We start from the raw sequence: 26,441 nt of genomic DNA, 5'->3' as shown, positions 1-26,441 counted from the left end.
GTCCAGCTGGGCCCGGGCCGTGAAGCCGCGCGCCCCACCGAGGAGGACCTGTCCCCCGAGGGCATCGCCCGCTCGATGATCCACAACGAGGCGCGCTTCCTCTTCCAGAGCCTGCTGACGGGGGACGTGCGCAACGCGTCCGTGGAGCTGAGCTACCCGTTCCAGCTGGAGGACAAGCGCTTCAACACCCCGGATGAGCTGATCCAGGCGTGGGTGAAGCAGCTGCGCGCGCGGCGCACGGACCTCATCACCCTCTACGACATCGAAGTGCTGCCCATCGCGGAGATGGAGAAGAAGTACGGCAAGCCGCCCGCGCGCCTGGGGCTGGATCCGCGCGCGCTCAAGGACACCTGGGCCGCGGTGGGCAACCTCTCCGGACACGCGGCCATCTTCCTCTTCCGCGGCAGCCCGGACCTGTCCTGGCACGCCTTCGCGTACACGGACTGAAGACGCCACGAAGGCGCCCGGCCTTCCCACCGGGTGCCAGCGTGAATGAAACCTCCGCCGCCGCCTCAGCCCAGCGCGGCCGTGAAGTCCCGCAGTCGCGTCAGGCCCTTCTGCAGCACCTCGCGCGAGGTGACGAAGCTCATGCGGATGTAGCCCGGCGCGCCGAACGGATCCCCGGGCACCGCCGCCACCAGGAAGTCATTGAGCAGCGCCTCGGAGAGCTGCAGCGAGTCCGTCAGCGGCTTGCCCTTGTATGTCTTTCCCAGCAGGCCGCGCACGTCCGCCATCGCGTAGAAGGCGCCTTCCGGCATGCGGCAGCGGATGCCCGGGATGGCGTTGAGGCCCGCGACGAACAGGTCCCGGCGCTCGCGGTACTCGTTCACCATGGCGGTGATGGTGTCCGAGGGGCCGCTGAGCGCCGCCAGCGCCGCCTTCTGCGTGATGGAGGACGCGTTGGACGTGGACTGGTCCTGCACCAGCTGCATGCCGGAGATGAGCGCCTTGGGCCCGGCCGCGTAGCCCAGCCGCCAGCCCGTCATCGCGTGGGACTTGGACAGGCCGTTGGACACAAGCAGCCGCGGCACCAGGTCCGGCGCCACGTTGCCCAGGTTGAGGAACGGCTCCCCCGTGTAGAGGAGCTTCTCGTACATGTCGTCGGTGACGATGAGGCAGTCGTGCCCGCGCACCGCGTCCGCGATGCCCTCCAGCGTGGCGCGCGAGTACACCGCGCCCGTGGGGTTGGCCGGGCTGTTGAGGATGATGGCGCGCGTGCGCGGGGTGAGCGCCTTCTTGATGGCGGCGGGGTCCGGCGCGTAGCCGTCCTCCTCGCGCGTGGGGACGATGACCGGCGTGCCGCCCGCCAGGTGCACCATGTCCGGGTAGCTCACCCAGTACGGCGCGAAGATGATGACCTCGTCGCCTTCGTCCAGCAGCGCCTGGAAGCAGTTGTAGAGCGACTGCTTGCCGCCCGCCGTCACCACCACCTGATCCGGCGCGTACTTCAGGTCGTTGTCCTTCTCCAGCTTGCGGCAGACGGCCTCGCGAAGCTCCGGCATGCCCGCGGTGGCGGTGTACTTGGTGAAGCCCGCGCGGAGCGCCTCGATGGCCGCCTGCTTCACGAACTCCGGCGTGTCGAAGTCCGGCTCACCGGCGGCGAGCACCACCACGTCCTTGCCGCTGGCGGCTAGCGCCTTGGCGCGGGCGTTGAGGGCCAGGGTGGCGGAGGGCTTGATGGCTTGCAGCCGGCGGGCGAGTTTCATGCGCCTTGCCTAGCGCGGAACTCCCGAAGCGGACAAGCCCGCTCGCGCGTTGCGTGGCCCGGATGCCCCTGGGGAACGACCCTAGGGTTTCGGGCCGAACTTCTTCTTCAGCCCCGCGTTGACGTTCGGGGGGACGAGCCCGTCAACGTTCCCCCCGAAGCTCGCGACCTCCCGGACCAGCTGCGAGGAGATGTAGAAGTAGTCCTCGCCCGTCATCATGAAGACGGTGTCGATGTCCGGCGCCAGCTTGCGGTTCATGTTCGCCAGCTGGAACTCGTATTCGAAGTCCGACACCGCGCGCAGCCCGCGGATGACGACGCTCACGTTGCGCTGGTGCACGTAGTCCACGAGCAGGCCGTGGAAGGCGTCCACCTCCACGCGGGGGTCATTCACCGCCTCGCGGATGAGCTCGATGCGCTCCTCCTGGCTGAAGAGGGGCGTCTTCTTCGGGTTCACCGCGATGGCGACGATGAGCCGGTCGAACATCTTCAGGCTGCGCTGGATGAGGCTCAGGTGCCCGTTGGTGAGCGGATCGAACGAACCAGGATAGATGGCGACCGGCATGGGTGCGTTGGAGTCTCGGCGGGCCCACGGGGCCGGTCAAGCGCACGTCACGGGGCCCGGTAGAAGCTCACCAGGGTGTCCCCGAAGCGGCGCTGGTCCTCCAGGGTGAGCCCCGAGTGGGCCTCCGGGGCCGCCTCCCGCTTGTCGTGCTCCACCATCACCGTGCCGCCCGGCGTCACCACGCCCGCGGCCACCACCGCCTCCAGCACCGTCTCCACCACGCGCGCCGCGTAGGGCGGATCCGCGAAGACGAGCTCGAACTTCGCCCCCTGCTTGCCCAGCGTCTCCAGCGCGCGGACCACGGGCTGCGCCAGGATGGACACCTGGGCGCTGAAGCCCAGCGCGTCGGTGTTCTTGCGGCACAGGGCCAGGGCCTCGCGGTCCTGGTCCACCAGCACCAGCCGCCCCGCGCCCCGCGACAGGGCCTCCAGCCCCAGGGCGCCGGTGCCCGCGTACAGGTCCAGCACGGCCTGGCCGTCCAGGAACTGGCCCAGCATGTTGAAGATGGTTTCACGGACCCGGTCCGCCGTGGGGCGGATGTGTCCGGACGACGGCTTGGGCCCCGTCAGGGCCCGGCCCTTCGCGCTGCCTGCCACGATGCGCATGCGCGCCCTTCTAGCCCAGGTCCCCGCCCGGCTTCGCGAGGAACGCCATGGCCACCGACGCGGAGCGGTGCGCCCCCAGCGCTCCCAGCGCCTCCGTGGCCTCCGCGAAGGACAGCGCCTCCAGCGTCTCGCGGGCCGCGGGCGCCAGCGGCGGCAGCCCCTCCTCCAGGACGGACAACAGCTCCCCGGCCGGCATACCCGCCGCCTGGGCCCGCGCCACCACCGGGTCGCGCACCTCCGGAGGCCAGGCGCGCAGGGCCAGCGGGCCAAAAGGGCCTCCCCGGTCCACCTTGCGCACGCCCGCGGCCACGTAGCTGGACAGCCCCCGCGCGGGCCCGGTGGAGTCCTCCGCCACCGCCACCGCCACGCCCTTCGCCGCGGCCGTCTCCACCACCCGGCGCAGGAGCTCCACGTCCAGCTCCGCGCCCGGCTCGCCGTGTCCCAGCTGCGTGTCCGACACGCGAAGGAAGCGCAGCGGGACCTGCCACTGCGCCAGGCCCTCCAGCAGCGTCGCGCACGCGTCCACCAGCCCGCCGGAGGACAGCTGGGGCGGGGACACCTCCAGCGACAGCTCGCGCTCCTTGAGCGGGCCCACCAGCGCGTTCACCGCCTCCACGGCCTCGTAGGAGGTGAGGCGCGACAGGTCCAACGACACCAGCGCGAAGCCCGCGTCCACCACGCGGAAGAGGCCTTCCTGGAGCGCGTCCAGCACGTCCGCGTCCGTGGAGGCCACCCGCAGGGGGCCAGCCTGGAGGAACAGGGGCCGGGTGTGCTCGGCCTCCTGCGCCGCCGCGTGCACCGCCAGCACGAAGCGCTCCGGCGCGCCCCGGTCCGCCAGGGGGTGCGGGCAGGAGAGGCCCAGCACCGAGTCCTCCGCGCGGGCCGCGCCCAACAGGCCCGGCAGCGCGCCCTTGGACAGCACCGGCAGGCACGGCAGCGCCATGGGCGTGGACTCCAGCGCCCCGAGCAGCTCCCGTGGATCCAACAGGGGCACCCGGGAGCCCGGGCCCACCCGCGCCACCACGTTGCCCGGCCGCAGCGACAACACCTTGTCCAGCACGCTCATAGGAGCCAGCGAGAATCCCCGCCCCGCGCCCCTTTCGCAAGGACGTCAGTGCACCTCGCCCAGGTGGGCGTAGGACTGGCTCTCGATCTGGATGGTCGTGTGGTCGATGCCGAAGCGGTCGAAGAGGTCGTGCTTCACCGCGGACAGGATGTCGTCGTTGTTGCAGACCATGGGGTCCGCCACCACCAGGTGCGCGGACAGCGCGTACATCCCGCTGGAGATGGTCCACACGTGCAGGTCGTGCACCGCCTGCACGCCTGGCACCTTCGCCATGAGCGAGCGCACCTGCTCCAGGTCCACGTGCGCGGGCACCGCCTCCAGGAGCACGTCCACCGCGTCCTTCACCAGCCGCAGCGCGCCCACGACGATGATCATCGAAATCAGCACGGAGATGATGGGGTCCACGACGTACCAGCCGGTCCACCACATCACGCCCGCGCCAATCAGCACGCCCACCGACGACAGCGTGTCCCCCAGCACGTGCAGGAACGCGCCGCGCACGTTCATGGAGTGCGTCTGGTGCAGAAAGCCCAGCGCCGCCAGGTTCGCGACGAGGCCGATGCCCGCCACCAGCGCCATGGGCCCCAACTCCACCGGAGCGGGCGTGCGCATGCGCTCCCAGGCCTCCATCAGGATGAAGATGGTGATGACCAGCAGCAGCACCCCGTTGAGGAGCGCGCTCAAGATCTCCATCCGGTAGTAGCCGTAGGTCTTCTTCAGGTCCGCGGGCCGCCCGGCGAACCACAGCGCCAGCAGGCTCAGGACCATGGCCGACACGTCCGTCAGCATGTGCCCGGCGTCGGAGAGCAGCGCCAGCGAGTTGGTGAGGAAGCCGCCCACCGCCTCCGCCACCATGATGGTCGCCGTCAGCCCCAGCGCGAACAAGAGCCGCCGCCGGTCCTTGCGCCGCTCCTCCGCCAGCCCGCCCTTGCGCGGACCGTGCGAATGGCCGTGCGAATGCCCATGGTGCGAGTGGTCATCGTCGTGGTCGTGCGAATGACCGTGTCCGGCCCTGCCATGTGTATGTGGGGGTGCGCTCACAGGGAACCAGGGTACGCCATTGGCGCCGTCATTCGGACAGGTGCCGCTGGATTGATTTCGGACAACCCCGTAGATCCGTTGTCCTGATCCGCAACAGGCCGAGGGACGCGGGGATGGACTTCGAGAAGCATCAGAATCTGCACACCATTGTCATGTTGAGGGATGTCATCCGCAAGTGGTGGCAGGTGGAGCTTTCGTTCGCGGATCGCAACGGCGTGGTGCACGACTGGCAGCGCGGGGATTTCATCCCGCCGCCCAACGACTTCTGCCGCCACTCGCTGGGGGCGCGGGAGGGGATGCGGCGGTGTGCCCAGTCGGTGCGGGTGCTGCATGAGAAGTTCAAGGCCGCCAAGAACCTGCGCCGCTCGCTCTTCCACGACTGCCACCTGCGCCTGTCCATCGTGGGCGCGCCGCTCTACATCCGCAACGAGTACGAGGGCTTCCTCTTCGTGGAGGGCTTCGCCCGGCAGCCGCTCCTGCCCGGAGACGGACAGGTGCTCCTGGGCAAGATGCGCGACATCGCGCCCGGGGCGATGCTGGAGCTGGAGGGCGCGGCGGAGCGGGTGCCGGTGCTGGACGGCTCGGAGCTGAGCAAGCTGTCGGACCTGCTGGAGTTCGCGGTCACGGAGATCGCCAACCAGGAGGTGGAGCTCACGCGCAAGGAGGAGACCATCCAGTCCATGGCCTCCGAGCTGTCCAACCGCTACCGCTTCGAGAAGATCATCGGCCGCTCCGGGGCCATGAACGAAGTCTTCCGCCTGATGGAGAAGGTGGCCCACTCCGACTCCACCGTCCTCATCAACGGCGAGTCCGGCACGGGCAAGGAGCTGGTGGCGCGCGCCATCCACCACAACGGCCCGCGCAAGGACAAGCCGTTCGTCGTGCAGAACTGCTCCGCCTTCAACGACAACCTGCTGGAGAGCGCCCTCTTCGGTCACACCCGCGGCGCCTTCACCGGCGCGCTCAAGGACAAGAAGGGCCTCTTCGAGGTCGCGGACCAGGGCACCTTCTTCCTGGACGAGGTGGGCGACATGTCCCCCGCCCTCCAGGTGAAGCTCCTGCGCGTCCTCCAGGAGGGCACCTTCCTGCCCGTGGGCGGCACCCATTCCCGCGAGGTCGACGTGCGCGTCATCGCCGCCACCCACAAGGACCTGGGCGAACTGGTGAAGCGCGGCGAGTTCCGCGAGGACCTCTTCTACCGCATCAACGTCATCCGCCTGCAGCTGCCGCCCCTGCGCGAGCGCAAGGACGACCTGCCCGTCCTCATCGACCACTTCCTGCGCAAGCACCACCGCGAGGGCCAGCGCGCGCGGGGCCTGGCTCCAGAGGCCCTGGGCATCCTGGGCGCGTACGCGTGGCCGGGGAACATCCGCGAGCTGGAGAACGAAATCGAGCGGCTGCTCGTGCTGGGCGGCGAGCTGGAGACCATCCCCGCGGAGCTGCTCTCCAGCCGCATCCGCGACGCCGTGGTCCCCGGCGGCGGGCCCTTCATCGCCCCGCGCGCGCACGGAAAACTGCACGAGGCGGTGGAGTCCCTGGAGAAGGAGATGATCCACCAGGGCCTGGTGCGCACCCGCTACAACAAGAGCCGGCTGTCGCGTGAGCTGGGCATCAGCCGCTCCAACCTCCTCTTGAAGATCTCCCGCTACGGGCTGGACAAGGGCATCCCCGAAGGACTGGACACGGACGAGGTGGACGCGTGAGCGCGCCGCACGGACAGGCGGTCTCCTTCCGGCAGGACTCGCTGCGGGTGCCGGACGGCGCGGACCTCTACTACCAGGTGCGGGGGGACGGCGCCCCGGGCATGGTCCTGTGCGACGGCCTGGGCTGTGACGGCTTCGCGTGGAAGTACCTCTTGCCCTACCTGGGCCGGCGCCACCGCGTGCTGCGCTGGCACTACCGGGGCCACGGCAAGAGCACCGTCCCCACGGACCGCACGCGCATTGGCATGGCGTACACCTGCGACGACCTGGCGCGGGTGATGGACGCGGCGCAGATGGACAAGGCCGTCCTCTTCGGCCACTCCATGGGCGTGCAGGTGGCGCTGGAGTTCCACCGCCGCTACGCCCGGCGCGTGGAGGGGCTGGTGCTGGTGTGCGGCAGCTACGGGATGCCGCTGGACACCTTCCACGACTCCACGCTGCTCAAGCGCCTCTTCCCCACCCTGCGGGCCGCGGTGGAGCGCTTCCCCCGGCACACCGCGCGCATCGTGCACGGGGCGCTCACCACGGAGCTGGTGGTCCAGCTGGCCATCCGCCTGGAGATGAACCCGGACCTCATCGCGCGAAACGACCTGGCCCCGTACTTCACCCATCTGGCCCGGATGGACCCCGTCGTCTTCGTGCGAACCCTGGATTCGCTGGCCAACCACACCGCCGAGGACCACCTGGAGCACGTGGACGTGCCCACCCTGGTGGTCGCCGGGGAGAAGGACCGCTTCACCCCCGGCTGGCTGTCCCGGAAGATGGCCGAGCACATCCCCTCCTCTGAACTCCTGATGATTTCCGAGGGCACCCATACCGCCCCACTGGAAGTCCCAGGCCTGGTGGAGCTGCGGGTGGAGCGCTTCCTGAGAGAGCGGCTGGGGGTGGAGACCGCGGAAGTGCACCCGAAGGTGGGATAAGCGCCCAGCCGGAGGGGGGGCCGATTGTTTGCCTGCTGGACACCCGCCTTCATTGCAGGTGGAAAGCCCCCGGCATATAAGCCCCCGCCTTCCGGGTTCCGGTGGGATTGAGAAACCCCGTTCTGGGCGTCTCTCCTCGCACCTTCATTTCCGTTAGTTGGTCCTGATGATCTCTCGCGAAAACATCCGCAACGTCGCCATTGTCGCCCACGTTGACCACGGCAAGACCACCCTCGTCGACCACCTGCTCCGGCAGGCGGGGACCTTCCGCTCCAACGAGCACGTGGCCGAGCGGGTCATGGACTCGAACGACCTCGAGCGCGAGAAGGGCATCACCATCCTCGCGAAGAACACTGCCGTCTCCTACAAGGGGATGCAGATCAACATCATCGACACGCCGGGCCACGCCGACTTCGGTGGCGAGGTGGAGCGCGGCCTGCGCCTGGTCGATGGCGTCATCCTGCTGGTGGACGCCGCCGAAGGTCCCCTGCCCCAGACGCGCTTCGTGCTCACCAAGGCGCTGGCCATGGGCCTGAAGACGGTGCTGGTCATCAACAAGATCGACCGTCAGGACGCCCGGGCCAAGGAAGTGCTGGACCTGGTGTACTCGCTCTACATCGACCTGGGCGCGAACGAAGAGCAGCTGGAGATGCCCGTCCTCTACACCGTCGCGCGCCAGGGTCAGGCCTCCACGTCGCTGGACGTGCCGGGCAAGACGCTGGAGCCGCTGTACGACGCCATCATCAAGCACATCCCGCCCCCGCCCGCGCCTCCGGTGGAGCAGACGACGCTGCAGCTGCTCGTCGCCAACCTGGACTACGACGACTACGTGGGCCGTCTGGCGGTGGGCCGCGTGCAGGCGGGCCGCATCACCCCGAACATGCCCGTGTCCGTCGTTCGCGAGGGCGGCAAGGTGCAGCAGGGCAAGATCGTCAAGCTGTTCGGCTTCTCCGGCCTGAAGCGCACGGAGATTCCGGACGCCGGCCCCGGTGAGATCGTCTCCATCGCGGGCATCGAGGAGATCTCCATCGGCGACACCATCGCGGACTTCGAGAAGCCCGTGGCGCTGCCGCGCATCACCGTGGACGAGCCCACGATGATGATGATCTTCAAGGTCAACGACGGGCCGCTGGCGGGCAAGGAGGGCAAGTACGTCACCTCCCGCAACCTGCGCGAGCGCCTGTACCGCGAGGCCTACCGCAACGTGGCCGTGCGCGTGGAGGACACCGCGACGCCGGACGCGTTCCGCGTGGTGGGCCGTGGCGAACTGGCGCTGGCGGTCATCATCGAGAACATGCGCCGCGAGGGCTACGAGCTCACGGCCTCCAACCCGGAGCCCATCACCAAGGTGGTGGACGGGCAGACGCACGAGCCCATGGAGCTGCTCTTCTGCGACGTGCCGGAGAACAGCGTGGGCGTGGTGACGGAGCGCCTGGGGCCCCGCAAGGGCCGCATGACGGACATGCAGCAGCTGGGCTCGGGCCGCACCCGGCTCCAGTTCCGCATCCCCGCGCGCGGCCTCATCGGGTTCCGCTCGGAGTTCCTCACCATCACCCGGGGTGAGGGCATCATGAGCAGCCAGTTCGACGGCTTCGAGCCGTGGTTCGGCTACATCCCGAAGCGCGCCAACGGCGCCATGGTCTCCGACCGCCTGGGCGACACGGTGCCGTACGCGCTGTTCAGCATCCAGGAGCGCGGTCAGCTCTTCGTGGGCGCGGGCACCACCGTGTACGAAGGCATGATCATCGGCGAGAACGCGCACCCGTCCGAGCTCAACGTCAACTGCTGCCGCGAGAAGAAGCTCACCAACATCCGCGCCGCCGGCCGCGACGAGAACGTCATCCTCGTCCCGCCGCGCGAGATGGGGCTGGAGAAGGCCCTGGAGTGGATCGCCGACGACGAGCTCGTCGAGGTGACGCCCAAGTCCATCCGCATGCGCAAGAAGGCGCTGGCCGTGGGCGAGCGCTACCGCGCCGAGCGCGAGCGCAAGCGCGAAGAGCGCGCCGACGCGGAGTAGTCCTTCCGCGGAAGCGCCTGAAAGCATCCAGGGGCCGTCACCTGCGCACAGCGGGTGGCGGCCCCTTCTTCGTTCCCTGGCCTAGAAGCCGAAGCGGACCAGCCGGGCGCGGTACGGCGTGGAGTTGCTCCGGTTCCCCTGGTCGTCCCAGCCCTTGAACTCCACGTCGTCCAGGAGCCGCTCCGTCTGGCCGTTGACGGTGACGGCGTTGATCAACGGGGCGCTGATGGAGCCCACGTTGCGGCCCGCGAGCTGGTTGCCGGGGTCCAGCGCCTCCTGCCGGCCCTGGGAGCAGCTGTCGGTGAAGTAGCAGCCCCGGTCGCAGGCGGCCTTCGAGTTGTAGGAGCCGTGCTTGTTCCCGGCCACGTAGATGCGCGGCGCGCCCCGGTACGCCCCCGCGTACTCGAGCTGCGCGTAGCCGTACCAGCCCGAGGAGTCACACGCCGACTCCAGGTGCGCGGACAGGAAGGCCTGGTCCAGGTACCAGCGGCCGTCGGTGTAGTGCACGTCCAGCACCTGGAACTCGGAGTCCCCGTCGTGGGCGAAGACGTTGAAGATGCCCAGGCTGGGGATGCCGTGGTCCTCCTGGTACGCGGCCAGGTAGAAGATGCGCAGCGTGCGCAGGGCGGAGTTCAACGGCCGCGCCGCGAAGTACGGCCGGCGCGCCACGCCCTTCTCGCCCTGGGCAATCCACAGCGTGGGCATGAAGGCCGCGGCCACCTGGAGCTCGCAGCTGTCGCTCACGCCGTCGCCGTCCGCATCCGGCACCTGGCCCCAGCACTCCTCCGCGGACGGCAGGCCCGGGATGCCCTGCGCGAGCGCGGGGACGGACAGCAACGACAGCACCAGCATCCACACACGCGCGTGGGAACGGATAACGGGGGTCATGGGCTTACCTGGAAAGAACCGCGAGGGTGACTTTCAGGGTGAGCACACGACCGTCGGAGCTGAATCCGCCCCCCGGGCCGGGGCACCTGTCCGACGTCAAGCGAAGCGGTAGTAGAAACGCGTCAGGACGCGGACGTCCGGCAGGAGGCGGCAAGGCGGGTGGAATCGAACGCGGGCAAGCCTCGGGGCGTGTTGTATCCCCGTGCGGACTCCCGGCACTTCGAGCATGTGCGCGTGCTGCCCTCGGAGGACCTGCGCCCGTGGGTCGAGCACTTCTGGGCGGTGCGATGGGACTTGCGCGAACAGCCGCCCGTGCTCCAGCAGACCCTGCCACACCCGTCCGTGCACTGGACCTTCGAGTCCGGCACGTCGCGCGTGGGCGGCGTGAACCCGGGCCGCTTCTCCGTCACGCTGGAGGGGCTGGGCGGCGTGTTCAGCATCAAGTTCCGGCCCGGCGGCTTCTTCCCCTTCGTGGGCACGCCCCTGTCCGCGCTCACGCGGCGCGCTGTCTCACCCGGCGACCTGCTGGGCCCGGAGGCGCTGAAGCTGGAGGCGGCCATCCTCGCCACCGACGTCACGCGCGACGCGGACCCAGAGCGCATCGCCCTGGCGGAGGCCTTCCTGCGGGCACACAAGCCCCAGCCGGATCCGAACGTGGCGCTGGTGCAGGGGCTCGTCGCGCGCATCCTGGAGGACCGCGCGGTGACCAAGGTGGAAGACCTGCTCACGCCCGGGGGCCCGGGGCTGCGCACGCTGCAGCGGCTGTTCAACCGCTACGTGGGCGTGAATCCCAAGTGGGTCATCCAGCGCTACCGCCTTCATGAAGCCGCGGAGCGGCTGCGCGAAACGCCACCTCCGGAGCTGGCGCGGCTGGCGCTGGAGCTGGGCTACTTCGATCAGGCCCACTTCATCCGCGACTTCCGGCGCATCGTGGGCCGCACGCCCGCCAGCTACGTCCGGCAAGCGGCGCGCTAGAACGTGTACTTCACGCGCGGGAACACCGCGAACGTCATGATGTTGGGCCCGATGATGTAGCGCCCGAGCAGATCCGCGCCCACGGAGAAGTGGTCGAAGGACGTCGCGTACTCGATGCCGATGCCCAGGCCTGCGTTGAAGGCGTTGATGGACTGGCCCGGGTCGCCGTCTTCCGGATCCACCGGCCGGGGCTCCAGGCGCGTGTAGCCCGCCGCCACCTTGGGTGTCAGGTAGAAGCGATTGGCCAGCCGCACGTGGTACGCGGCCGTCAGGTCGCCGAAGGCCACGGTGAAGTTGTCCGACAGCGCGCAGACATTGGAGTCCGGCAGGTAGCCCGCGAAGCAGTTCTGCGCCGACGAGCCCAGCGCGAAGTGGGCCCCCAGGGAGAGCTGCTCCGTCAGGTCGTACCCGATGCCCAGCTGCACGTACGACTGCGCGTTGGAGTAGCTGTTCTCGCCGCCCACCGTGAAGAACACACCGAGGTCGGTCTCGGTGAAGAACCCCCGGCGCGGCTCGAACGGCACGCCCTCAGGCGGCGTGGCCCCCAGGGCCGGCGTCGACAGCGCGAGCGCGGCCAACAGCAGCGACTTCCTCACGACTCCTCCCGTCACGTTGTCCTCCTGCTCCCTCGCACGCCTGGCAGCAGTGGCACGGACAGTAGTGACGCCCGCCACGAAACGGCAGCGGGGAAAAACGAAAATGGCGTGGACCGTTTCGTCCACGCCATTTCAGTCTTCCAGTCTACGAATCCCTACCGGCGTCCGTTAGTCAGCGCCCGAGGGCGAGAACAGCCAGGGGTACGTCACGTTCACCACGCCGCCGCCCTTGGGCTCCGGGAACTTCCAGCGGCGGATGCGGGAGATCATGCACTGCTCCGCGGGAGTGCTGCCCAGCGTGGACTCCGACACGCTGGCGTCCGCCACCGCGCCCGCCGGGTCGATGGTGAAGGCCACCGCGACCTTGCCGGCCAGCGACGGGTTCTTGTTCAGCTCCGACTCGTAGCAGTACTTGATCTCGTTCTGGTGCCGCCGGATGACCTTGGCGATGACGTCCTTGTCCAGGCCGCCAATCACCGTCGTCTTGCCGGGGATGACCTTGGTGATGGACTTGCCACGGCCGCCCAGGTCGATGCCGCCGGACCCGCCCGTGCCCCGGCCGTTGCCCTGGGTGCCCAGGCCGCCGATGCCCAGCGCCGTGCCGCCACCGCCGTTGCCCGTGCCGCGCGACCCCAGGCCGCCCACGCCGTGCGCGTCACCCATGGCCGCGCCGCCCTTGAGGCCGCCCAGCGAGTTGTTGATGCCCGTGCCGATGCCGCCCGGACCGAACACGTCGGAGGCGCCACCCTTCATGCCCTTGAGCGCGCCGAGCAGACCGACCTTGCCCACCACCTGGCGGTCCTTCTCCTTCTTGGACTTGTCCACCACCGGGGTGCCCGGCTTGGAGGGCGCGGCCTCCTCCTGCTTCGCCTCCTGCTTGCCGAACTTGCCCTCTTCGTCCTTGGCCTTGGCCCCCTCCTCCACGCCGGAGAGCTGGAGCTTCTTCGCCTCCACCTTCTTCTCCGGGGCGATGAGGAACTTGGCCACGCGCTGCTGGGACTCGAAGACGTCGTCCGCGGACTTCGTCTCCGTGTGCGGCGTCAGCAGCATGGCGGTGACGAACGCCGCCGCCGCGAGCAGGCAGATGGCGGCGATCTTGAAGAAGCCGAAGTCGCGGTCGGACAGCGACGTCGCCAGGATGGCCGGCGACGGCTTCACGTAGCGCATCACGAACGCCACCGTGCCCAGCGACACCTCCGCCCGGTCATGCAGGCCCAGGGTGAAGCGCTGCTCCTGATCCGCCGTGGCGGTGTTGAGCTGGCCCGCGGCGCGCAGCGCGTCCTTCGTGCGGACATCGCCGTTGTTGGTGACGAAGACGCCAGAGCCCGCCGGAGCGCGCAGTTCCAGCTTGTCGCCCTTGCTCACCGCGAGCACGTGGCGCTTGCCCACCTGCGGCGAGAACACGGTGAAGGTGTTCTTCGCGGCCTCGCCGATGGTGACCGGCGCGCCGTCCTTGAAGTGCTGGACCTCCAGCATCTGGTCGCCCCAGAGCATGGACACCTGGAGCACCTTCGCGTCCGGCGTGGGCTGCGCGTCCCGGGGCAGCGGCTCCTGCAGGTGCGGCGGAGGCTGCGGCTTGCGGGCCTGCGCCACCTGGGCGGGCGTGGGCTTGCGCGCCGCCACCGGAGGCGGCGGAGGGCCGAACACCGGGGTGGACGTCACGTTCGGGGACACCTGCGTGCCCAGCGCTCCCGCCGGAGCGGAGCGCGGCGTGCTCACCGTGCCCACCACGTTCGTGGGCGCGGCGTTCATCGCGGGCCGCGGAGGCGGAGGCGCCTGCCGCAGGTTGGGAGGCACCGGGGCCGCGTGGGCCGCCGGAGCCGAATGGGCCACCGGAGCCGCTGGGGGCATCACCGGGCGCTGTTGGAATACGCCGGGCTGCGCCACCGCCGCCGCCGGAGCCACCGGCCGGGGCGCCTCACCGAAGAGCACCTCCACCCGCGAGGTGCCCACCGTGAGGACATCCCCGGGCTTGAGCGCCGTGGGGATGATGAGCTTCTGCCCGGACACCTGGGTGCCGCCTTCACTGCCCAGGTCGATGGCCGTCACCGAGCCATCGTTGTCCACCTTCAGCATCACGTGGAGGTTGGACACGCGCGGATCCTGAATCTTCACCGCCGCCTGGGCGCCCGACCCCACGATGACACTCTCCGCCTCCGAAACCGTCTCCTGGATGGAGCCGTCCGGGGTGGTGATCCGAAGCGTCAATCCGTTTTTTCTCGCCGCCGCCATGAAGTTCTTCCTTCTTCCCTTCCCGTCCCGAAAACGTTCAACGCCACCTGTGCCGTCTAGAGATTGTCCGCAGACTTCTGAAGCTCCGGGTCGAAGTTCTCCCGGACCTTGATGAGGCTTTGGAAATCCGTCTTCTTGCGGTTGAGGACGTAGGAGCCCTCCGGCTTCGTGAGCTCGCCCTCCACCGCCACATCCGTGAAATCAATCACCGTCTTCTTGCGGTACACGGTGCGATCCTCCTCCTGGATGATCTTCACCGAGTCCTTGCTGTCCTGTGCCAGGGCGGGAGCCGCCACCCCCACCATCACCATCACTGCCAGCAGTCGTTTCATGTGATGTCTCCGCCAGGCCCGCTTCGCGACTTCCATTGCAGGGCTCGCACCAACGCCAAGTCCCTGGATTCTAAGGGAGCCGCCCGGTCGCTTGCACCTGGGCGGCTATAGGTGGGAAGAAAGTTCTCGTTCTTCCCGCCGAGACGACTGTTGTTTCTTCAGGGCGCCGGAGCAGGCGTCGGAGCCGTCTGTCCATTGCCGGACGCATCGCCGGACGCGGGGGCAGGCTCGGCCGGAGCCGTCTCTTCCGCCGGAGCCTCCTGCTCGGGCGCGCTGGTGTCCTGGGGCAGCTGGTTCATCACGGACGAGCCTGCGCCCCCGGTGGCGGCGGCGTCCTTCTTCTCCTCGCCCTCGGCCTCCGCGGTGGCGGCCGGAGCCGGCGCCGGCGGCGGGTTCTTGAGCATGTTCTGCAGGCCGTTCACCTTGGCGGTGATGAGCTGCTTGTCCTGCTCCGTCGTGGAGGACAGCTCCTTGCAGCGGTCCAGGAACGCGATGGCCTTCTCGAAGGCCGCGCGCTCGGACGCGTACGCCCAGCCCGCGCCGCACACCGCCTCCGGCTTGTCCGCGGCGCGCGCGAGCACCTTCTCGAACGCCTCACCCGCGGCGACGCCCTTCTTCGGATCCAGGCCCTTCTGCCCGTCCAGCGCGTACGCCAGGTACAGCTGGCCCTCCAGGCCGTCCGGCTCCAGGGACAGGGCCTTGGTGAAGGCCTTCTCCGCGCCCGCGTAGTCGCGGTAGCTCAGCGCCAGGGCGCCCAGGTTGAGGTGGCCGGGCGCGAAGGTGTCATCCAGCGACACGGCCTTCTGGAACTGGGCCAGGGCGCGCGGGCGGTCGTCCATCTTCAGGTAGATCATCCCCAGCGTGTTGGAGATGGCCGGGTCGTCCTGCGCCACCTTGCGCGCGTTGACGACCAAGAGCTCCGCCAGGCGGTACTGGCCCCGGTCGTACGCCACCAGCGCCAGCGTCTTGTAGGCCTCCGGGTTGTCCTTGCTGCGCGCGAGCACGCGCCGGCCGGTGGCCTCCGCCTCGTCCAGCTTGCCCGCCAGCCGGTACGTCGCGGCCAGCGCGTTGAGCACGGGCTCGTCGTGCTCATGGCCCGGCGTCTGGAGCGCCTTCGTGTACAGCGCGAGCGCCTCGTCCAGCTGGCCCGCGTGCCGGTGCATCAGCCCCAGGTTCATCACGGAGGGCGTGTGCGCCGGGTCCAGGGCGAGCACCTGCTCGTACGCCACGCGGGCGTCCGCCGGGCGGCCCTGCTTCTCCGCGATGACGCCCAGGTTGAAGCGCGCGTTGAGCGCCTTGGGCTGCTGGTTGACGACCTCCTCGAAGCCCTTGCGGGCGGCGTCCAGGTCACCGGCCTCGTAGGCCTTCAGGGCCTCGGCGAACTGGCCATCCGCGTCGCCCTTCTGCGCGGTGGGCGGAGGCGCGGCGGGGACCGTGACGGCGGGCTTCTCCACCGCGTTCATCGCGACGGGCGTGGGCCTGGGGCCCGTGGCGCAGGCCGTGGTGAAGGCGAAGGCGAAGGCCCCCGCCAGGAACATGCGCTTGGTGCGAAAGCCGTTCATCCCCGTCGTCCCCATCCCCTTCAACTGGCTGCTGATGTCGATGCTGTGGTTCGTCTTCACGGCCGCACCCCCTCGAGCGACGCGGTGGGCTCGGACTTCGCGGCGCCGGAACCTTCAGGCGAGCCCTCCGGCGTGGCGGCGGGCCTGGTGCCCTCGGCGGGAACTGCTTCCGGCGCGTCGGGCTTCGGCTCCGCGGAGGCGCTGATGGGGCCGTTGAGGTCCTTCAGCACACCCGAGGCGATGCGCGAATCACTGCTGCCCCGGTACGTCACCGGCTTCACCTGGGCGTAGGCCCCCGGGCGCAGCTTGTTGATCTGATCCTGCGCCGCCAGCGTCCACTCGCTGTAGATGCCCAGCTCGTAGGCCTTCTGGAGGCCCTTCTCCAGGGCCTCGTGGGACTTGTCCTCCAGCGGGAGCGCCAGGTTCTCCAGCTCGCCGCGGTACATGCTGAGCTGCTCGTCATCCAGACCGGAGGGGTCCGGCGAGTCCATGATGTTGCGCGCGAAGTCCGCGTACGCGAGGCCGATGCGGGTCAGCGCCGCGATGCCCCACTCGCCGGAGCCCGTGGCGAGCACCGCCGCGTACTCCTTCTCCACGCGCTGCATCTCCTTCTGCTTGTTCGTCAGGTCGCGGCGGATGGTGGAGACGCGCGTGAACTTGATGTCCGAGAAGCGCTTCCACGTGGGCTCCAGCGCCAGGAAGCGCGCGTGGCCGTACGCGTTGAGCACCGCGGTGTCCTTGCGCACGCCCTCCGCGAGCTTGTTCCAGCCGCGCACCAGCTCGTCCTGCGCCCGCTCCTGGCCGCGCACGTCCTTCATCTTCTGGTACGCAAGCAGCTCGTGGTACCGCGCCAGGTACGCCTGCCCCGCGGCGGTGCGCGAGTCGCGGCCGTAGTCCTCCACGAACCGGTTGAAGGCGCGGGCCGCGTCGCCCCACTTCTTCTCCTTCTCCCACACGAGGCCGATGGAGAAGGCCACCTGGGGCACGTCCTTGCGGTCCTTGAAGCGCGCCAGGTAGTTGTTCCACGCGGTGACGGCCTTCTGGGACTCGCCCAGGCCGTCGTACCAGACGCCCGCGTTGAAGAGGGCGTCCGCCACCCACTCGCCCGCCGCGTCCACCTGCGCCTTGAGCTCGGCGGCCTTCTGCGCGCGCTTGGAGTCCGCGTCCTCCGCGGCGCCCGGCGTGTCGCCCTTCTTCGCGACGGGGGCGGCCTTGGCATTCTTCTCCTTGGCCTTCTTCGACTGCGTCTCGCGGGCCTTGAGGGCCGCGTCGTACTCGGCCACGAAGGACTCGGACATCGCGGCGGCCTTCTTGAACTCGGCGACCTTCTCGTAGAGGCCGGACAGCGTGTAGCGCGCCTTCAATTCGAAGGCGCTGTTCGGGTACTCCTTGAGGACGCGCTCACCGGCGGTGATGCCCTTGTCCACCTCACCGGCCTCCTGCGCGATGACCATCGCGTAGGTGAGCGCGCGGTCCGCGTTCTCCGACTTGGGGAACTCCGTCACGAAGGTGAGGAACTCCTCGGCGGCCTTCGCCGGGTTCTTCTCCTTCTTGTAGACGACCTCGTCCACGTACTTGTACTGGCTGCCCTCCACCACGCGTGAGACGCGCAGGGCGAAGTCGGAGCCGGGCTTGGACAGCTTCTTGTTGCCCAGGAACTTGCGCGAGAGCGTGTTGAGCTCCTTCCACTCCTCGCGGCTCTCCAGCACGTACATGGTCAGGTCCGCGGCGTCGCGCGAGCGGCGCTCCTCCGGGAACTTCTCGATGATCTCCCCGAAGCGGCGGGCCGCGTCCACGAAGTGCGCGCGGTCGTAGAGGATGACGGCCGCCTGGTAGCGCAGGTCGATCTCATCCTGGTTGCCCGGGTAGAGGGTGTTGTACGTGTCGCACGCGGCGACCAGCCGGTCCTCGAACTTCGTGAGCGGCTGCTCGGCCTGCTCCTTGGCGTCGCGCTTGACCAGCTTCTGCTTGGCGACGTCGCCCTTGTCCTTCTTCTCGTCGACCTTCTGGCCGTCCTTCAGGTCGCTCCTGGCAATCTGGCCGCGTTCAATCTTGACGAGCTTGTCGTACGCGAGCACCGCGTTGTACGAGGCGCTCTTGCGGTAGGCCTCGTTGGAGACCTCCTTCGCGGAGTCGCGGTCCGGGATCTTGAACGCCACCACGGCGTCGTACTCGGCGGCGGCGGCCTCCCACTCCTCCAGGGCCCAGAGGATCTCCGCGTAGAAGAAGCGGATGTTGAAGGCGGAGTCCGCCACGAACTCCGGGTTTTCGCTGGAGGCGAACGCGTCCACGTACTGCTTGTAGATGTCGCGCGCGAGCCGGTAGGTCTCCACCTGGCGCGTCTTCTGCGCCTCCTGGTGGTACTCGGTGACCATCACGCGCATGGCCTCTTCGGTGACGCTGAAGGCGTTGCGCAGCACGCCCGCGTTGCTGGCGTTGGCGGTCCACCACTCGCCACCCGGGCGGTAGAGGTCCACCATCCGCTTCATCTCCTTGCGGACCTGCTGGCGCTGGCGGAGGCCTTCGAACGCGCGCACCACCGCCTGCTGGTACTCCGGCGCGTTCGCGCCCATGGGCGAATCGTCGATGAGCGTGCGGTACACCAGGATGGCGCTGTCGAAGTGGCCCGCGTCCACCAGGCCCGCGGCCGTCTTCGCGAGCAGCCGGCCCTGGCGCTTCGGCGGAGCCTTCTCCTTGAAGTAGGCGAGCGCCTCCTTCGGCTGATCCAGCTGGACGTAGAAGACGGTGAGGTCGTTGAGGGCCTCCGTGCGCAGGTCGCCCAGCTCCTCGCCGCGCTGGCTGGCGTAGTCCACCACCTCGTGGAGCTTCTTCAGGCCCGCGTCCAGGTCGCCCGCGTTGAAGTCACACCAGGACAGCTTGTAGGTGGCGTACGCGTAGATTTTCGGGACGCCAGAGGCGCGCGCCTTCTCGTAGTTCTCCTTCGCGGGCGCGAGCTTGTTGTTCTCGAAGTAGTGGTTGCCCAGCTGGATGTACGCGTCCGGGACGAACTGCGACTTCGGGAAGTCGCGGATCAGCTCCTCGTAGCGCGCCACCGCGTCCTCGCGGCGGTTGAGCTCGTAGAGGTTGTAGCCCAGGGAGAAGAGGACCTCGTCGCGGGCCGGGTAGTCCGGGTACTCGCCGAGGATGGCCTCGTAGATGCGCATCGTCTCCGCGCGGTAGCGCTCCGACTCGCGGTGGTCCTGCTCCGGCGCGGTGGCCTTCTCACCGCGCGCCACGGCGGCGTCGTAGGCCTTCTCCGCCGCGAGGAACTTCTCCATCTCCAGCTGGTAGAGGTACTTGGACTTCTCCCAGTAGAGCTCCGACAGGCGGTACTGCATCTCCGCCTTCTGCGTGGAGGTCTCCTGCAGCTTGGGGATGAGGCGCTTGAAGCCTTCAATGGCCTCGTCGCGCTTCTTGTCCGCGAGCGCGTCCTTCTTGGAGTCCGCGATGCGCGGCATGTCCGCGAACTTGGCCGTGGCGGGCCTCACCCGCGCCGGGCCCTTGCGCATGTCCTGGGGAGCGACGCCGGGCGGCAGCGCTGCCTTCTTCTTCTCCGCCTCCTTGTCCTTCTTCGCCGCGGCCTTCGCCGAAGAGGACTTCTTCGTCGCCACCTTGCGCGGCGGTGCCGTCTCCTCCGCCGCCTCCCCCACCCCACCGGCCGCGAGCGCGACGCCCACCGCCAGTGCACCGAACCGAAGAACCACCTTCATGCGAGCTCCTGGAGAACCGCGCCTCACCTGCCTGGGAAAACTTCTGCCCAATTGGGAGGGACGACGGAAAGTAGACGCGGGTACCCAGATTGAGAAGTGGCCCGGAACGTGCCTTGTGCCCCGGCGTACGCGATCACGCCGAGCCAGTTTCCAGGACTCAACATCACGCGAAGAGGCCCCGTCCCCCGTGACGAACGCACGGTGGCGGGGCCTCTTGGAATGCGGCTCACGTCGGCCGGGTGCGCCCGGCGCCTACTCGCCTACTTCTCCTGGCGAGCGGGGCAGCCCCGCTTGAGCGTGTACTGGTAGTAGCCAATCTCGTCGATCCAGAACTCGCCCTGGAAGCGCCAGTAGTTCCACGCCGCGCCAGGCATCTTCGGGCGGTAGAGCGTCTGGCGGGAGAGCAGCGCCTTCTGGTCCACGCCCTCGGAGAAGAGGTCCTTCTCATCCAGCGCCGTCTGCACGCGGATGATCTCCGCCTGGTCGGAGAAGGTGCGGAGGTTGTCCGCGGCCTCCTTGATGCGGTTCTTGGCGAGCGTGCCGCCCACCTGGAGCAGCGTGGTGCGGATGTCCTCGAGCGACGCCACCGTCTGCGCGGCGAACGGCGTCCCCTTCCACGGGCCTTCGCTGATGGCGCGCTTCTCCTGGTCCACGCGCGACAGGGTCCGCATCACTTCACGGATGCGCTCGTTGTTGCGGATCCACAGGTAGACGGCGCGCGGCAGACGGCGGTTCTCGGAGGCCACCAGGTTGAAGGCGTTGATGGGCGCCACGTCCTCGCCGGTGAAGGGCTCCAGCTGCTTCGCCATGGGGCCGTAGCGCTCGTCGAACGCGGCGAGCGTCGTCTTCACCTCGTCGTAGAGGCACGAGTAGTAATAGACGGTCGACTTGAGGATCCACGACTCGGGCTGGAAGGCGCCCTCGAACTGCGGCGCGTGCAGCGCCTGGAGGCTGCCCAGCGCGCCACCGAAGTCCTCGTTCTGGAAGCGGGCGAAGCCGTTCTCGAACAGGGCCTGGTCCCAGAAGCGCGCGTAGCGGGGCACGCCCTCGTACGCCTTCACCGCGTCCGCGTACTCACCGCGGCGGTAGTGCACGCGGCCCAGCGCCAGCAGCGCCAATTCGCGCGTCTCCGGCAGCTCCACCTGCGGCTCCTTCGTGTGGAGCACGGCCTGGAACGCGGCGATGGCCTCCCTGTCCAGCGTCTCCCCTTCCCCGGGACGCCCCGGGAAGCGAGGGTCCGCGAGCACGGTGCCCAGCAGGTAGCGGGCCTTCGCGTAGACGCGGCTGTCCGCGGGCACGGCCTCCAGCAGCGAGCGGGACTCCTCGAAGCGCATGCGGCGCTGGCTGGCGGTGCCGACCAGGTAGTTGATGCGCGCCAGGACCTCCTTGGGCAGCGTGACCCACTGGTCGCGCACCTCGTCGGTGTAGGCCTGGTTGAGGATGCTGGGGATGAGGTTCTGCTCATCCAGCCGCTGCTGCATGTCCACCAGCCCCTCGATGGCCTTGAGGTACGAGGGGTGCTTGGGGCCAGCGTTGACGATGGCCGCGTAGGAGATGAAGGCCGCGACGGGCAGGTCCTTCTTGGCGAAGGTCTGCGCCAGGTAGAACTCGGACTTGCCCTTCAGGTCCGCGTCCTCCCCTTCCGCCAGCCGCGCGAAGAGGGGGGCCGCGGTGTCGAGCTTGCCTTCGTTGAAGGCGGACAGCGCGCGGTTGTACGTGCCCACGTCCTGCTGGGCGAGGGCCACCGAGGGCACGGCGAGGGGCCCGAGGACGACGAGGAGTCGGAGCAGTCGGGACATGGTTAGAAGAGCACCGAGAAGCCAGCGTAGAAGCTGACGTTGTTGAGGACGTCCGACGAAGGCTCGGCGACGAGGTCCCGCCCGAGGATGATGTCCTCGCGGTAGTTCTTCTTCGTCTTCGGGTCCACGCCGTCGAACTTGGACACCTTGCAGCTGCCGCTCAGGTTCAGACCGTCGAAGGGTTGGTTGGCGGCACGCGCGGCCTCCAGCGCCTCGAAGTCCGCCAGGTTGCAGCCATCCACCTTGTCCACGCGCGCGGTGTAGATGAGGTCGCGCACCTCCAGGCGGAGGGCGTAGTGCTCACCGAACTGCACGCGGAAGCCGCCGCCCACCTCACCCAGGAACTTGTTGCCCGTGTCGCCGAAGCGCGCGGGCACCTGGTACGTCTGCCCGTCCACCTCGTTGGCCACCTCCGGGCGGATGAGGTGGCGCGTCTTGCCGAGGCCCGCGCCGCCTGAGAGCACCACGCTGAACTGCGCCAGCGAGTTGTTGAAGAAGGCGAACTTGCCGTAGAGCGGCGTCACTTCGACGCCCGCGTACGCGCCCCACTGGAGGAGCAGCGACGACGCGGCCTGCGCCTGCTCGCGCACCTTGTCGATGAGCTCCAGGTTGAAGTCGCTCTCGTCGGAGTACCAGTTGTACTGGCCGCCCACCTGGAGGGCGAAGTTCTCCTGCAGGTGGTAGACGTAACTCAGCGCGGAGCCCACGTGGTTGGTGAACTTGCCGTTCACCTGCACCGCGGCGGGGTACAGCACCAGCTCGTGCTTGCCCTCGTCCGCGAAGCGCTTCTTCTGGACGATGTGGACGTTGACGTTCGGGTTGTAGAGCGGCGCGCCGTTCACCAGCCGCTGCTGCTGCGCGTCCGTGGTGCGCGGCGCCTCACCGGAGTCCAGCACCGGTGCGTCCGTCGGCGGAGTGGCGGCCGGAGCCTGGGCGGCCGACGGCTCGGAGACCGGCGCGTTGTCCGCGGCGTCCTCGTCGGTGACGGCGGGCGCGGACGGCGTGGCCGGCGCGGCTTCAGGCTGGGATTGGGGCACGGCCGGCGCGTCGCGCTCGGTGCGCTGGCGCTCCGGCGGTTCGGCCGGTGAAGGAGAGGCCGGCGCGGTCGCATCCGGCCCCGGAGCGGCCGGCGGCTGCGCCGGAGAGGCGCCTTGCGCGAGCGCGAGCGCAGGCACCGCGGCAACGAGGAGCGCGATGGAACGGAAGGGTCGCATAGGAATGGGTCAGAAGGAGAAGGTGTAGCCGAGGTCGAACTGCACCAGGTGCGTGAGGCCCGGACTGCCGGCGGGCTCACCGGTGGTCCGGCCAGCCTCCCAGTCGTCGCGCAGCAGGTTCACGCGGTAGCTGTCCTTGAAGATCCAGTCGCGCAGCTCCAGCCGGATGCCGTGCTGCTCGTTGATGAAGAAGCGGAAGCCCAGCGCGGCGGACACCACCGGCGCCACGCGCGACTCCTTCACCCAGTAGTTCTCCGTGGCGCTGCCCCGGTCATCCACGGCCGTGCGGTTGTCACAGACGCCCGCGGCCCGGTCCACCACCTGGGTGCACTGGATGACGGACTGTCGCTTCAGGTTGGTGAGGCCGCCGCCCGCCCAGAGGTACGTCTGGAAGTGCACCGGGATGTCCGCGACGAGGGAGATCTTCCCGTAGATGGGGGCCCACCGGGCGCCGATGACGCCGTGCAGGCCCATCCGCCACATGTCCTCCAGCTCGTCCGTGACGCGCTTGTCCTCGCGGGCCAGGAAGGACTCGGAGATGGAGCGCGCCAGGCCCGTGTGGCGGCTGACGGCGTAGCCCGCGCGCGCCTCCAGCGCGAACGTGTCGAACAGGTTGTAGGCCAGCCCGACGTCGAAGAAGTAGTGCGCCGTCAGGTGCGTCTGCACGGGCAGGCCCACGGACAGGGACAGCTCCGGATGGCCCGCGGGCTTGTAGAGCCGGTTGCGGACGACCGCCGTGTCCAGGACGCCGTCTTCCTGTGCGGCGGCGCCGAGCGCCGTCAGCGAGAGGCTCAGCGCGGCGAAGACGCGAAGCGTGCGTGCGTTCATATCTCCTGCCCGGCCCGGGGGTGGGCCGTTGGGTGATCCGGAGGGCAACCCGCCTGCTTGGACGGCGAGGCTCCGGCGTGGGACAGCGATGTGAGCACGGCGCCCATTCACCGCAAGCGGATCCCAGCGGCAGTCGGTAAAGTTTTCGCCCTTTGCCCCCAGGGCGACCAGCACTCAACGTTTCCACGTGGATACGAGGCCTGAAGGCCCCGCGCGCACGCGTGGAAGCACCGCGCCCGGAAACGACGAACGCCCCGCCCGGCCACCCGAAGGTGCCCGAAGCGAGGCGTCGAATGGGGCGCTGTGTGAAGCGCCCCAGCGTCAGCGGCTGCGAATTACTTCGCGGCCTTGTGCTGCGCGCGCATGGCCACCTTGATGGAGGGGCGCACGATGACGATGCCGTCGTTGTGGCCGGCGACCGCGCCCTTCACGAGCACGAGGCCCTTCTCCACGTCCACGTCCACCACCGTCAGGTTCTGCGTGGTGACGCGATCGACGCCGTAGTGACCCGGCATCTTCTTGTTCGGGTACGTACGGCCCGGCGTCTTACGCTGACCGATGGCGCCCGGGTGACGCTGATACTCGTGCGTACCGTGGGTCTTGGTCTGCGAGCCCTTGAAGCTCCAGCGGCGCATGACGCCGGAGAAGCCACGGCCCTTGGTCACGCCGGTGACGTCCACCAGCTCGCCCTTGGTGAACATGTCCGCCTTGACGGCGTCGCCCACGTTGAAGCCCGCGGCCTCCTCGGCCGTGACGCGGAACTCACGCAGGTGACGGCGCGGCGTGGCGCTGGCCTTCTTGAAGAAGCCGAGCTCCGGCTTGTTCAGGAGCTTCTCGCGGATCTCGCCGAAGCCCACGGTCACCGCGGAGTACTGATCCTTCTCCGGGGTGCGCTTGCCGACAACCAGACAGGTGTTGACGTCGATGACCGTCACCGGAACGAGGTTGCCCTCGTCGTTGAACACCTGGGTCATGCCGATCTTCTTGCCAATCAGACCCTTCACGTCGTCCTCACAGCGAGCGCCCGTGGCGCTGAAAGCCCAATGAAATCAATGAACTGAACTGGCCTACACGCGTACCCGCGGCCGCCAGGAAGCGGCGCAAGATAGCAAACACGTCCCCTACGTCAAGCACCAAGGGTGGGCGTCCCCCTCACTGCGCGACATCCAACCGCGGGTAGAAGGGGTCGAGCTGCTTGTCCGCGATGCGCTGGGCATACACCTCTTCGCCGAGGAGGAACAGGGCCTGATCCAGATAATCTTCCGCCCCCTTGATCTCCTCCTCCTTGGTGGCGATGGCCTGGTCGAGCTCCGCCATGCGGGCGTCGTGCTGCTGCTTCTGCTCCTCCGCGGCGTCCTCCAGCTCGATCAGGCGCTTGTGCGCCAGGATGCCGGCCGCGCCGGGCTGACCGGGGGTGGGCGTGAGGGAGGCCGCCAGCTGGGACTCCCAGTCCTCCACCTCGCGCGCCAGGCGCATCTGGGCGATGCGGTTCTTCTTGAGGTTCTGCTTGGCGGCGTCCAGCTTCACCGGATCCTGGGTGGTCATCTCCAGGTCCGCGAGCTTCGCCTCCAGCTTCTTCAGGCCCACGATGGCGTAGCGCAGGTCCGCGCGGCGGGTGGCCAGCGTCTTGCGCAGCCCCTTCACCTTGCCCTCCACCGCCGTCACGGCCTTCTGGTACTTGCCGGTGATCTGCTTCTGGGCCGCGCACTCGTCCTCGTGCTGCGCCAGGAAGTCCTGATAGGCCACGTCCTCGTCGTTCATCTCCGCTTCCAGCGCCGCCAGCTCGTCCCGGCGCGCCTCCAGCACCTCTTCGGCGCGGTAGACGCGTTCCATGGAGCGGGGGCAGTTCGGCTTGCCCGGGAGGACGTCCCGGGCCAGGTCGCCGAGCTGGAAGATGAGATCGTTGTAGCTCTCCTTCGCCATGGGCGGATTCATACGCCCAAGACGCCAGGACTGTCACCGGCCGAGCGCATTCTCAGCGCCCGGCCCCGGCCTCCAGGCCTCAGGAATCCGCGGGAGCCGCGACGGCCTGGGACTCGCCCCGCCGCACCGCCGCCAGGGCCCCCTCCGCCAGGGCGAGCAGCTCCCGGGCGCGGTCCTGCTCCTCCGTCCGGTTCAGCTCGCACACCCAGGCCGAGGACAGGTCCGCGTGCTGGCGCGCCATCTCCGCGGTCGTCTCATAGCGCGCGGCGGAAGCGCGGGCGAAGGCCCCCTCCCGGCGCAGCTCCAGGACCGTGTCCGGATCCAGATCGATTTCCTCTGGAGGCACCGGCAGCGGCCCGCGCCCCAGCGCCGCCAGGCGGGCCAGGAGCCGTGATGCATGGGCTCGGCAGAAGGCGGCCAGCACCATCAGGCGCGCCCGGACTCGCGCGTCGTTCATGCGCTCCGCCAGCCCCGTCATACGACGGGCCGACACCACTTCTGCTTCCCACGCGGCGGCCAGTGCGGCTGCCAGCCGGGTATGCCTCGCTCCCATCAGCGTCCCTCCCCCACCCTCGTGAGACGCAAGCTAGGGACGCTGTTGGTGCAATTCAACCGACCGCACGAGCAACCATCCAATAAAGCCCCACTCCCGCGAGGCAGATGGATGACAGGCGCACAACCTTCGAGTGCAGACGGGGCCTGCGCTGAACGATTCGCAGCACGGGGACCAGGAAGGCCACCACCGCCGCCTGCCCCACCT

21 protein-coding genes and 1 pseudogene are annotated in these 26,441 nt (G+C 69.0%); 5 read left to right on the top strand and 17 right to left on the bottom strand.

Annotation, left to right across the window (positions count from 1 at the left end; translation table 11 throughout):
* Positions 1-447, top strand: a pseudogene (locus D7W82_RS24215) (hypothetical protein); the annotation flags it as partial.
* Between the two features lie 65 nt (positions 448-512).
* On the opposite strand, the gene D7W82_RS24210 reads toward D7W82_RS24215, so the two are convergent.
* The 5 genes from D7W82_RS24210 to D7W82_RS24190 all read right to left on the bottom strand — a co-directional run bounded on the left by D7W82_RS24210 (position 513) and on the right by D7W82_RS24190 (position 4,982).
* Complete coding sequence (locus D7W82_RS24210) at positions 513-1,706, bottom strand: pyridoxal phosphate-dependent aminotransferase (protein ID WP_120620613.1); 1,194 nt, start codon at positions 1,704-1,706, stop codon at positions 513-515.
* Positions 1,707-1,787: 81 nt separating this feature from the next.
* The gene (coaD, locus tag D7W82_RS24205) at positions 1,788-2,270 is read right to left on the bottom strand and encodes a pantetheine-phosphate adenylyltransferase (RefSeq protein WP_120620612.1); all 483 of its coding nucleotides are present in this window, start codon (positions 2,268-2,270) and stop codon (positions 1,788-1,790) included.
* A 47-nt stretch (positions 2,271-2,317) separates the two neighbouring features.
* On the bottom strand, positions 2,318-2,875 hold the full coding sequence (gene rsmD, locus D7W82_RS24200) for a 16S rRNA (guanine(966)-N(2))-methyltransferase RsmD (RefSeq protein WP_120620611.1): 558 nt from the start codon (positions 2,873-2,875) through the stop codon (positions 2,318-2,320).
* A 10-nt stretch (positions 2,876-2,885) separates the two neighbouring features.
* Positions 2,886-3,941 carry a hypothetical protein gene (locus D7W82_RS24195; protein WP_120620610.1) on the bottom strand — a complete coding sequence of 352 codons (1,056 nt, stop codon included), beginning with the start codon at positions 3,939-3,941 and terminating at the stop codon, positions 2,886-2,888.
* A 45-nt stretch (positions 3,942-3,986) separates the two neighbouring features.
* The gene (locus tag D7W82_RS24190; RefSeq protein ID WP_120620609.1) at positions 3,987-4,982 is read right to left on the bottom strand and encodes a cation diffusion facilitator family transporter; all 996 of its coding nucleotides are present in this window, start codon (positions 4,980-4,982) and stop codon (positions 3,987-3,989) included.
* Between the two features lie 113 nt (positions 4,983-5,095).
* Between D7W82_RS24190 and D7W82_RS24185 the strand changes: the two genes are divergently transcribed.
* The 3 genes from D7W82_RS24185 to typA all read left to right on the top strand — a co-directional run bounded on the left by D7W82_RS24185 (position 5,096) and on the right by typA (position 9,622).
* Complete coding sequence (locus D7W82_RS24185; RefSeq protein ID WP_120620608.1) at positions 5,096-6,685, top strand: sigma 54-interacting transcriptional regulator; 1,590 nt, start codon at positions 5,096-5,098, stop codon at positions 6,683-6,685.
* Positions 6,682-7,605, top strand: a complete 924-nt coding sequence (locus D7W82_RS24180) for an alpha/beta fold hydrolase (protein ID WP_120620607.1) — start codon at positions 6,682-6,684, stop codon at positions 7,603-7,605. The genes D7W82_RS24185 and D7W82_RS24180 overlap by 4 nt, the downstream gene beginning before the upstream one ends.
* Before the next feature lie 166 nt (positions 7,606-7,771).
* Positions 7,772-9,622 carry a translational GTPase TypA gene (typA, locus tag D7W82_RS24175; RefSeq protein ID WP_120620606.1) on the top strand — a complete coding sequence of 617 codons (1,851 nt, stop codon included), beginning with the start codon at positions 7,772-7,774 and terminating at the stop codon, positions 9,620-9,622.
* Positions 9,623-9,703: 81 nt separating this feature from the next.
* Here the strand turns inward: typA and D7W82_RS24170 are convergent, their stop codons facing one another.
* Positions 9,704-10,510 (bottom strand): hypothetical protein, encoded by an 807-nt coding sequence (locus tag D7W82_RS24170; RefSeq protein WP_199727820.1) that lies wholly within the window; start codon positions 10,508-10,510, stop codon positions 9,704-9,706.
* 159 nt (positions 10,511-10,669) lie between these two features.
* On the opposite strand from D7W82_RS24170, the gene D7W82_RS24165 reads away from it, so the two are divergent.
* Positions 10,670-11,485 carry a helix-turn-helix domain-containing protein gene (locus D7W82_RS24165; RefSeq protein WP_120620604.1) on the top strand — a complete coding sequence of 272 codons (816 nt, stop codon included), beginning with the start codon at positions 10,670-10,672 and terminating at the stop codon, positions 11,483-11,485.
* On the opposite strand, the gene cglE is transcribed toward D7W82_RS24165, so the two are convergent.
* The 11 genes from cglE to D7W82_RS24110 all read right to left on the bottom strand — a co-directional run bounded on the left by cglE (position 11,482) and on the right by D7W82_RS24110 (position 26,174).
* Positions 11,482-12,081: an adventurous gliding motility protein CglE gene (gene cglE, locus D7W82_RS24160; RefSeq protein ID WP_120620603.1), complete on the bottom strand. Its 600-nt coding sequence runs from the start codon at positions 12,079-12,081 to the stop codon at positions 11,482-11,484. The two genes, D7W82_RS24165 and cglE, sit on opposite strands and share 4 nt — an antisense overlap.
* A gap of 168 nt (positions 12,082-12,249) precedes the next feature.
* On the bottom strand, positions 12,250-14,313 hold the full coding sequence (locus D7W82_RS24155) for a TonB family protein (RefSeq protein WP_120620602.1): 2,064 nt from the start codon (positions 14,311-14,313) through the stop codon (positions 12,250-12,252).
* A 56-nt stretch (positions 14,314-14,369) separates the two neighbouring features.
* Entirely contained in the window at positions 14,370-14,645 is a 276-nt protein-coding gene (locus D7W82_RS24150; RefSeq protein ID WP_120620601.1) for a hypothetical protein, read from the bottom strand.
* Between the two features lie 158 nt (positions 14,646-14,803).
* The gene (locus tag D7W82_RS24145) at positions 14,804-16,267 is read right to left on the bottom strand and encodes a tetratricopeptide repeat protein (RefSeq protein WP_120620600.1); all 1,464 of its coding nucleotides are present in this window, start codon (positions 16,265-16,267) and stop codon (positions 14,804-14,806) included.
* Positions 16,264-19,917, bottom strand: a complete 3,654-nt coding sequence (locus D7W82_RS24140) for a tetratricopeptide repeat protein (RefSeq protein WP_120620599.1) — start codon at positions 19,915-19,917, stop codon at positions 16,264-16,266. The genes D7W82_RS24145 and D7W82_RS24140 overlap by 4 nt, the downstream gene beginning before the upstream one ends.
* A 260-nt stretch (positions 19,918-20,177) precedes the next feature.
* The gene (locus D7W82_RS24135) at positions 20,178-21,716 is read right to left on the bottom strand and encodes a tol-pal system YbgF family protein (protein WP_120620598.1); all 1,539 of its coding nucleotides are present in this window, start codon (positions 21,714-21,716) and stop codon (positions 20,178-20,180) included.
* 2 nt (positions 21,717-21,718) lie between these two features.
* Positions 21,719-22,930, bottom strand: a complete 1,212-nt coding sequence (locus D7W82_RS24130) for an outer membrane beta-barrel domain-containing protein (protein ID WP_120620597.1) — start codon at positions 22,928-22,930, stop codon at positions 21,719-21,721.
* A 9-nt stretch (positions 22,931-22,939) separates the two neighbouring features.
* Entirely contained in the window at positions 22,940-23,758 is an 819-nt protein-coding gene (locus tag D7W82_RS24125) for an outer membrane beta-barrel domain-containing protein (RefSeq protein ID WP_120620596.1), read from the bottom strand.
* A 335-nt stretch (positions 23,759-24,093) separates the two neighbouring features.
* Positions 24,094-24,762 (bottom strand): 50S ribosomal protein L3, encoded by a 669-nt coding sequence (rplC, locus tag D7W82_RS24120; RefSeq protein ID WP_014396050.1) that lies wholly within the window; start codon positions 24,760-24,762, stop codon positions 24,094-24,096.
* A 148-nt stretch (positions 24,763-24,910) separates the two neighbouring features.
* Complete coding sequence (locus D7W82_RS24115) at positions 24,911-25,681, bottom strand: hypothetical protein (RefSeq protein ID WP_120620595.1); 771 nt, start codon at positions 25,679-25,681, stop codon at positions 24,911-24,913.
* Between the two features lie 79 nt (positions 25,682-25,760).
* Positions 25,761-26,174 carry a hypothetical protein gene (locus tag D7W82_RS24110; RefSeq protein WP_223743187.1) on the bottom strand — a complete coding sequence of 138 codons (414 nt, stop codon included), beginning with the start codon at positions 26,172-26,174 and terminating at the stop codon, positions 25,761-25,763.
* Between the last annotated feature and the right edge of the window lie 267 nt (positions 26,175-26,441).

Source organism: Corallococcus sp. CA049B (genome assembly GCF_003611685.1).
Classification (GTDB): Bacteria; Myxococcota; Myxococcia; order Myxococcales; family Myxococcaceae; genus Corallococcus; species Corallococcus coralloides.
The sequence above is the reverse complement of the archived record's forward strand: the minus strand, read 5'-3'. Positions and strand labels throughout refer to the sequence as shown.

Excerpts from the sequence above, each read along its gene's own strand:
- D7W82_RS24210 (WP_120620613.1), bottom strand. The coding sequence starts at position 1,706 with ATGAAACTCGCCCGCCGGCTGCAAGCCATCAAGCCCTCCGCCACCCTG.
- coaD (WP_120620612.1), bottom strand. The coding sequence starts at position 2,270 with ATGCCGGTCGCCATCTATCCTGGTTCGTTCGATCCGCTCACCAACGGG.
- rsmD (WP_120620611.1), bottom strand. The coding sequence starts at position 2,875 with ATGCGCATCGTGGCAGGCAGCGCGAAGGGCCGGGCCCTGACGGGGCCC.
- D7W82_RS24195 (WP_120620610.1), bottom strand. The coding sequence starts at position 3,941 with ATGAGCGTGCTGGACAAGGTGTTGTCGCTGCGGCCGGGCAACGTGGTG.
- D7W82_RS24185 (WP_120620608.1), top strand. The coding sequence starts at position 5,096 with ATGGACTTCGAGAAGCATCAGAATCTGCACACCATTGTCATGTTGAGG.
- typA (WP_120620606.1), top strand. The coding sequence starts at position 7,772 with ATGATCTCTCGCGAAAACATCCGCAACGTCGCCATTGTCGCCCACGTT.
- D7W82_RS24170 (WP_199727820.1), bottom strand. The coding sequence starts at position 10,510 with ATGACCCCCGTTATCCGTTCCCACGCGCGTGTGTGGATGCTGGTGCTG.
- D7W82_RS24155 (WP_120620602.1), bottom strand. The coding sequence starts at position 14,313 with ATGGCGGCGGCGAGAAAAAACGGATTGACGCTTCGGATCACCACCCCG.
- D7W82_RS24150 (WP_120620601.1), bottom strand. The coding sequence starts at position 14,645 with ATGAAACGACTGCTGGCAGTGATGGTGATGGTGGGGGTGGCGGCTCCC.
- D7W82_RS24140 (WP_120620599.1), bottom strand. The coding sequence starts at position 19,917 with ATGAAGGTGGTTCTTCGGTTCGGTGCACTGGCGGTGGGCGTCGCGCTC.
- D7W82_RS24135 (WP_120620598.1), bottom strand. The coding sequence starts at position 21,716 with ATGTCCCGACTGCTCCGACTCCTCGTCGTCCTCGGGCCCCTCGCCGTG.
- D7W82_RS24130 (WP_120620597.1), bottom strand. The coding sequence starts at position 22,930 with ATGCGACCCTTCCGTTCCATCGCGCTCCTCGTTGCCGCGGTGCCTGCG.
- D7W82_RS24125 (WP_120620596.1), bottom strand. The coding sequence starts at position 23,758 with ATGAACGCACGCACGCTTCGCGTCTTCGCCGCGCTGAGCCTCTCGCTG.
- D7W82_RS24115 (WP_120620595.1), bottom strand. The coding sequence starts at position 25,681 with ATGGCGAAGGAGAGCTACAACGATCTCATCTTCCAGCTCGGCGACCTG.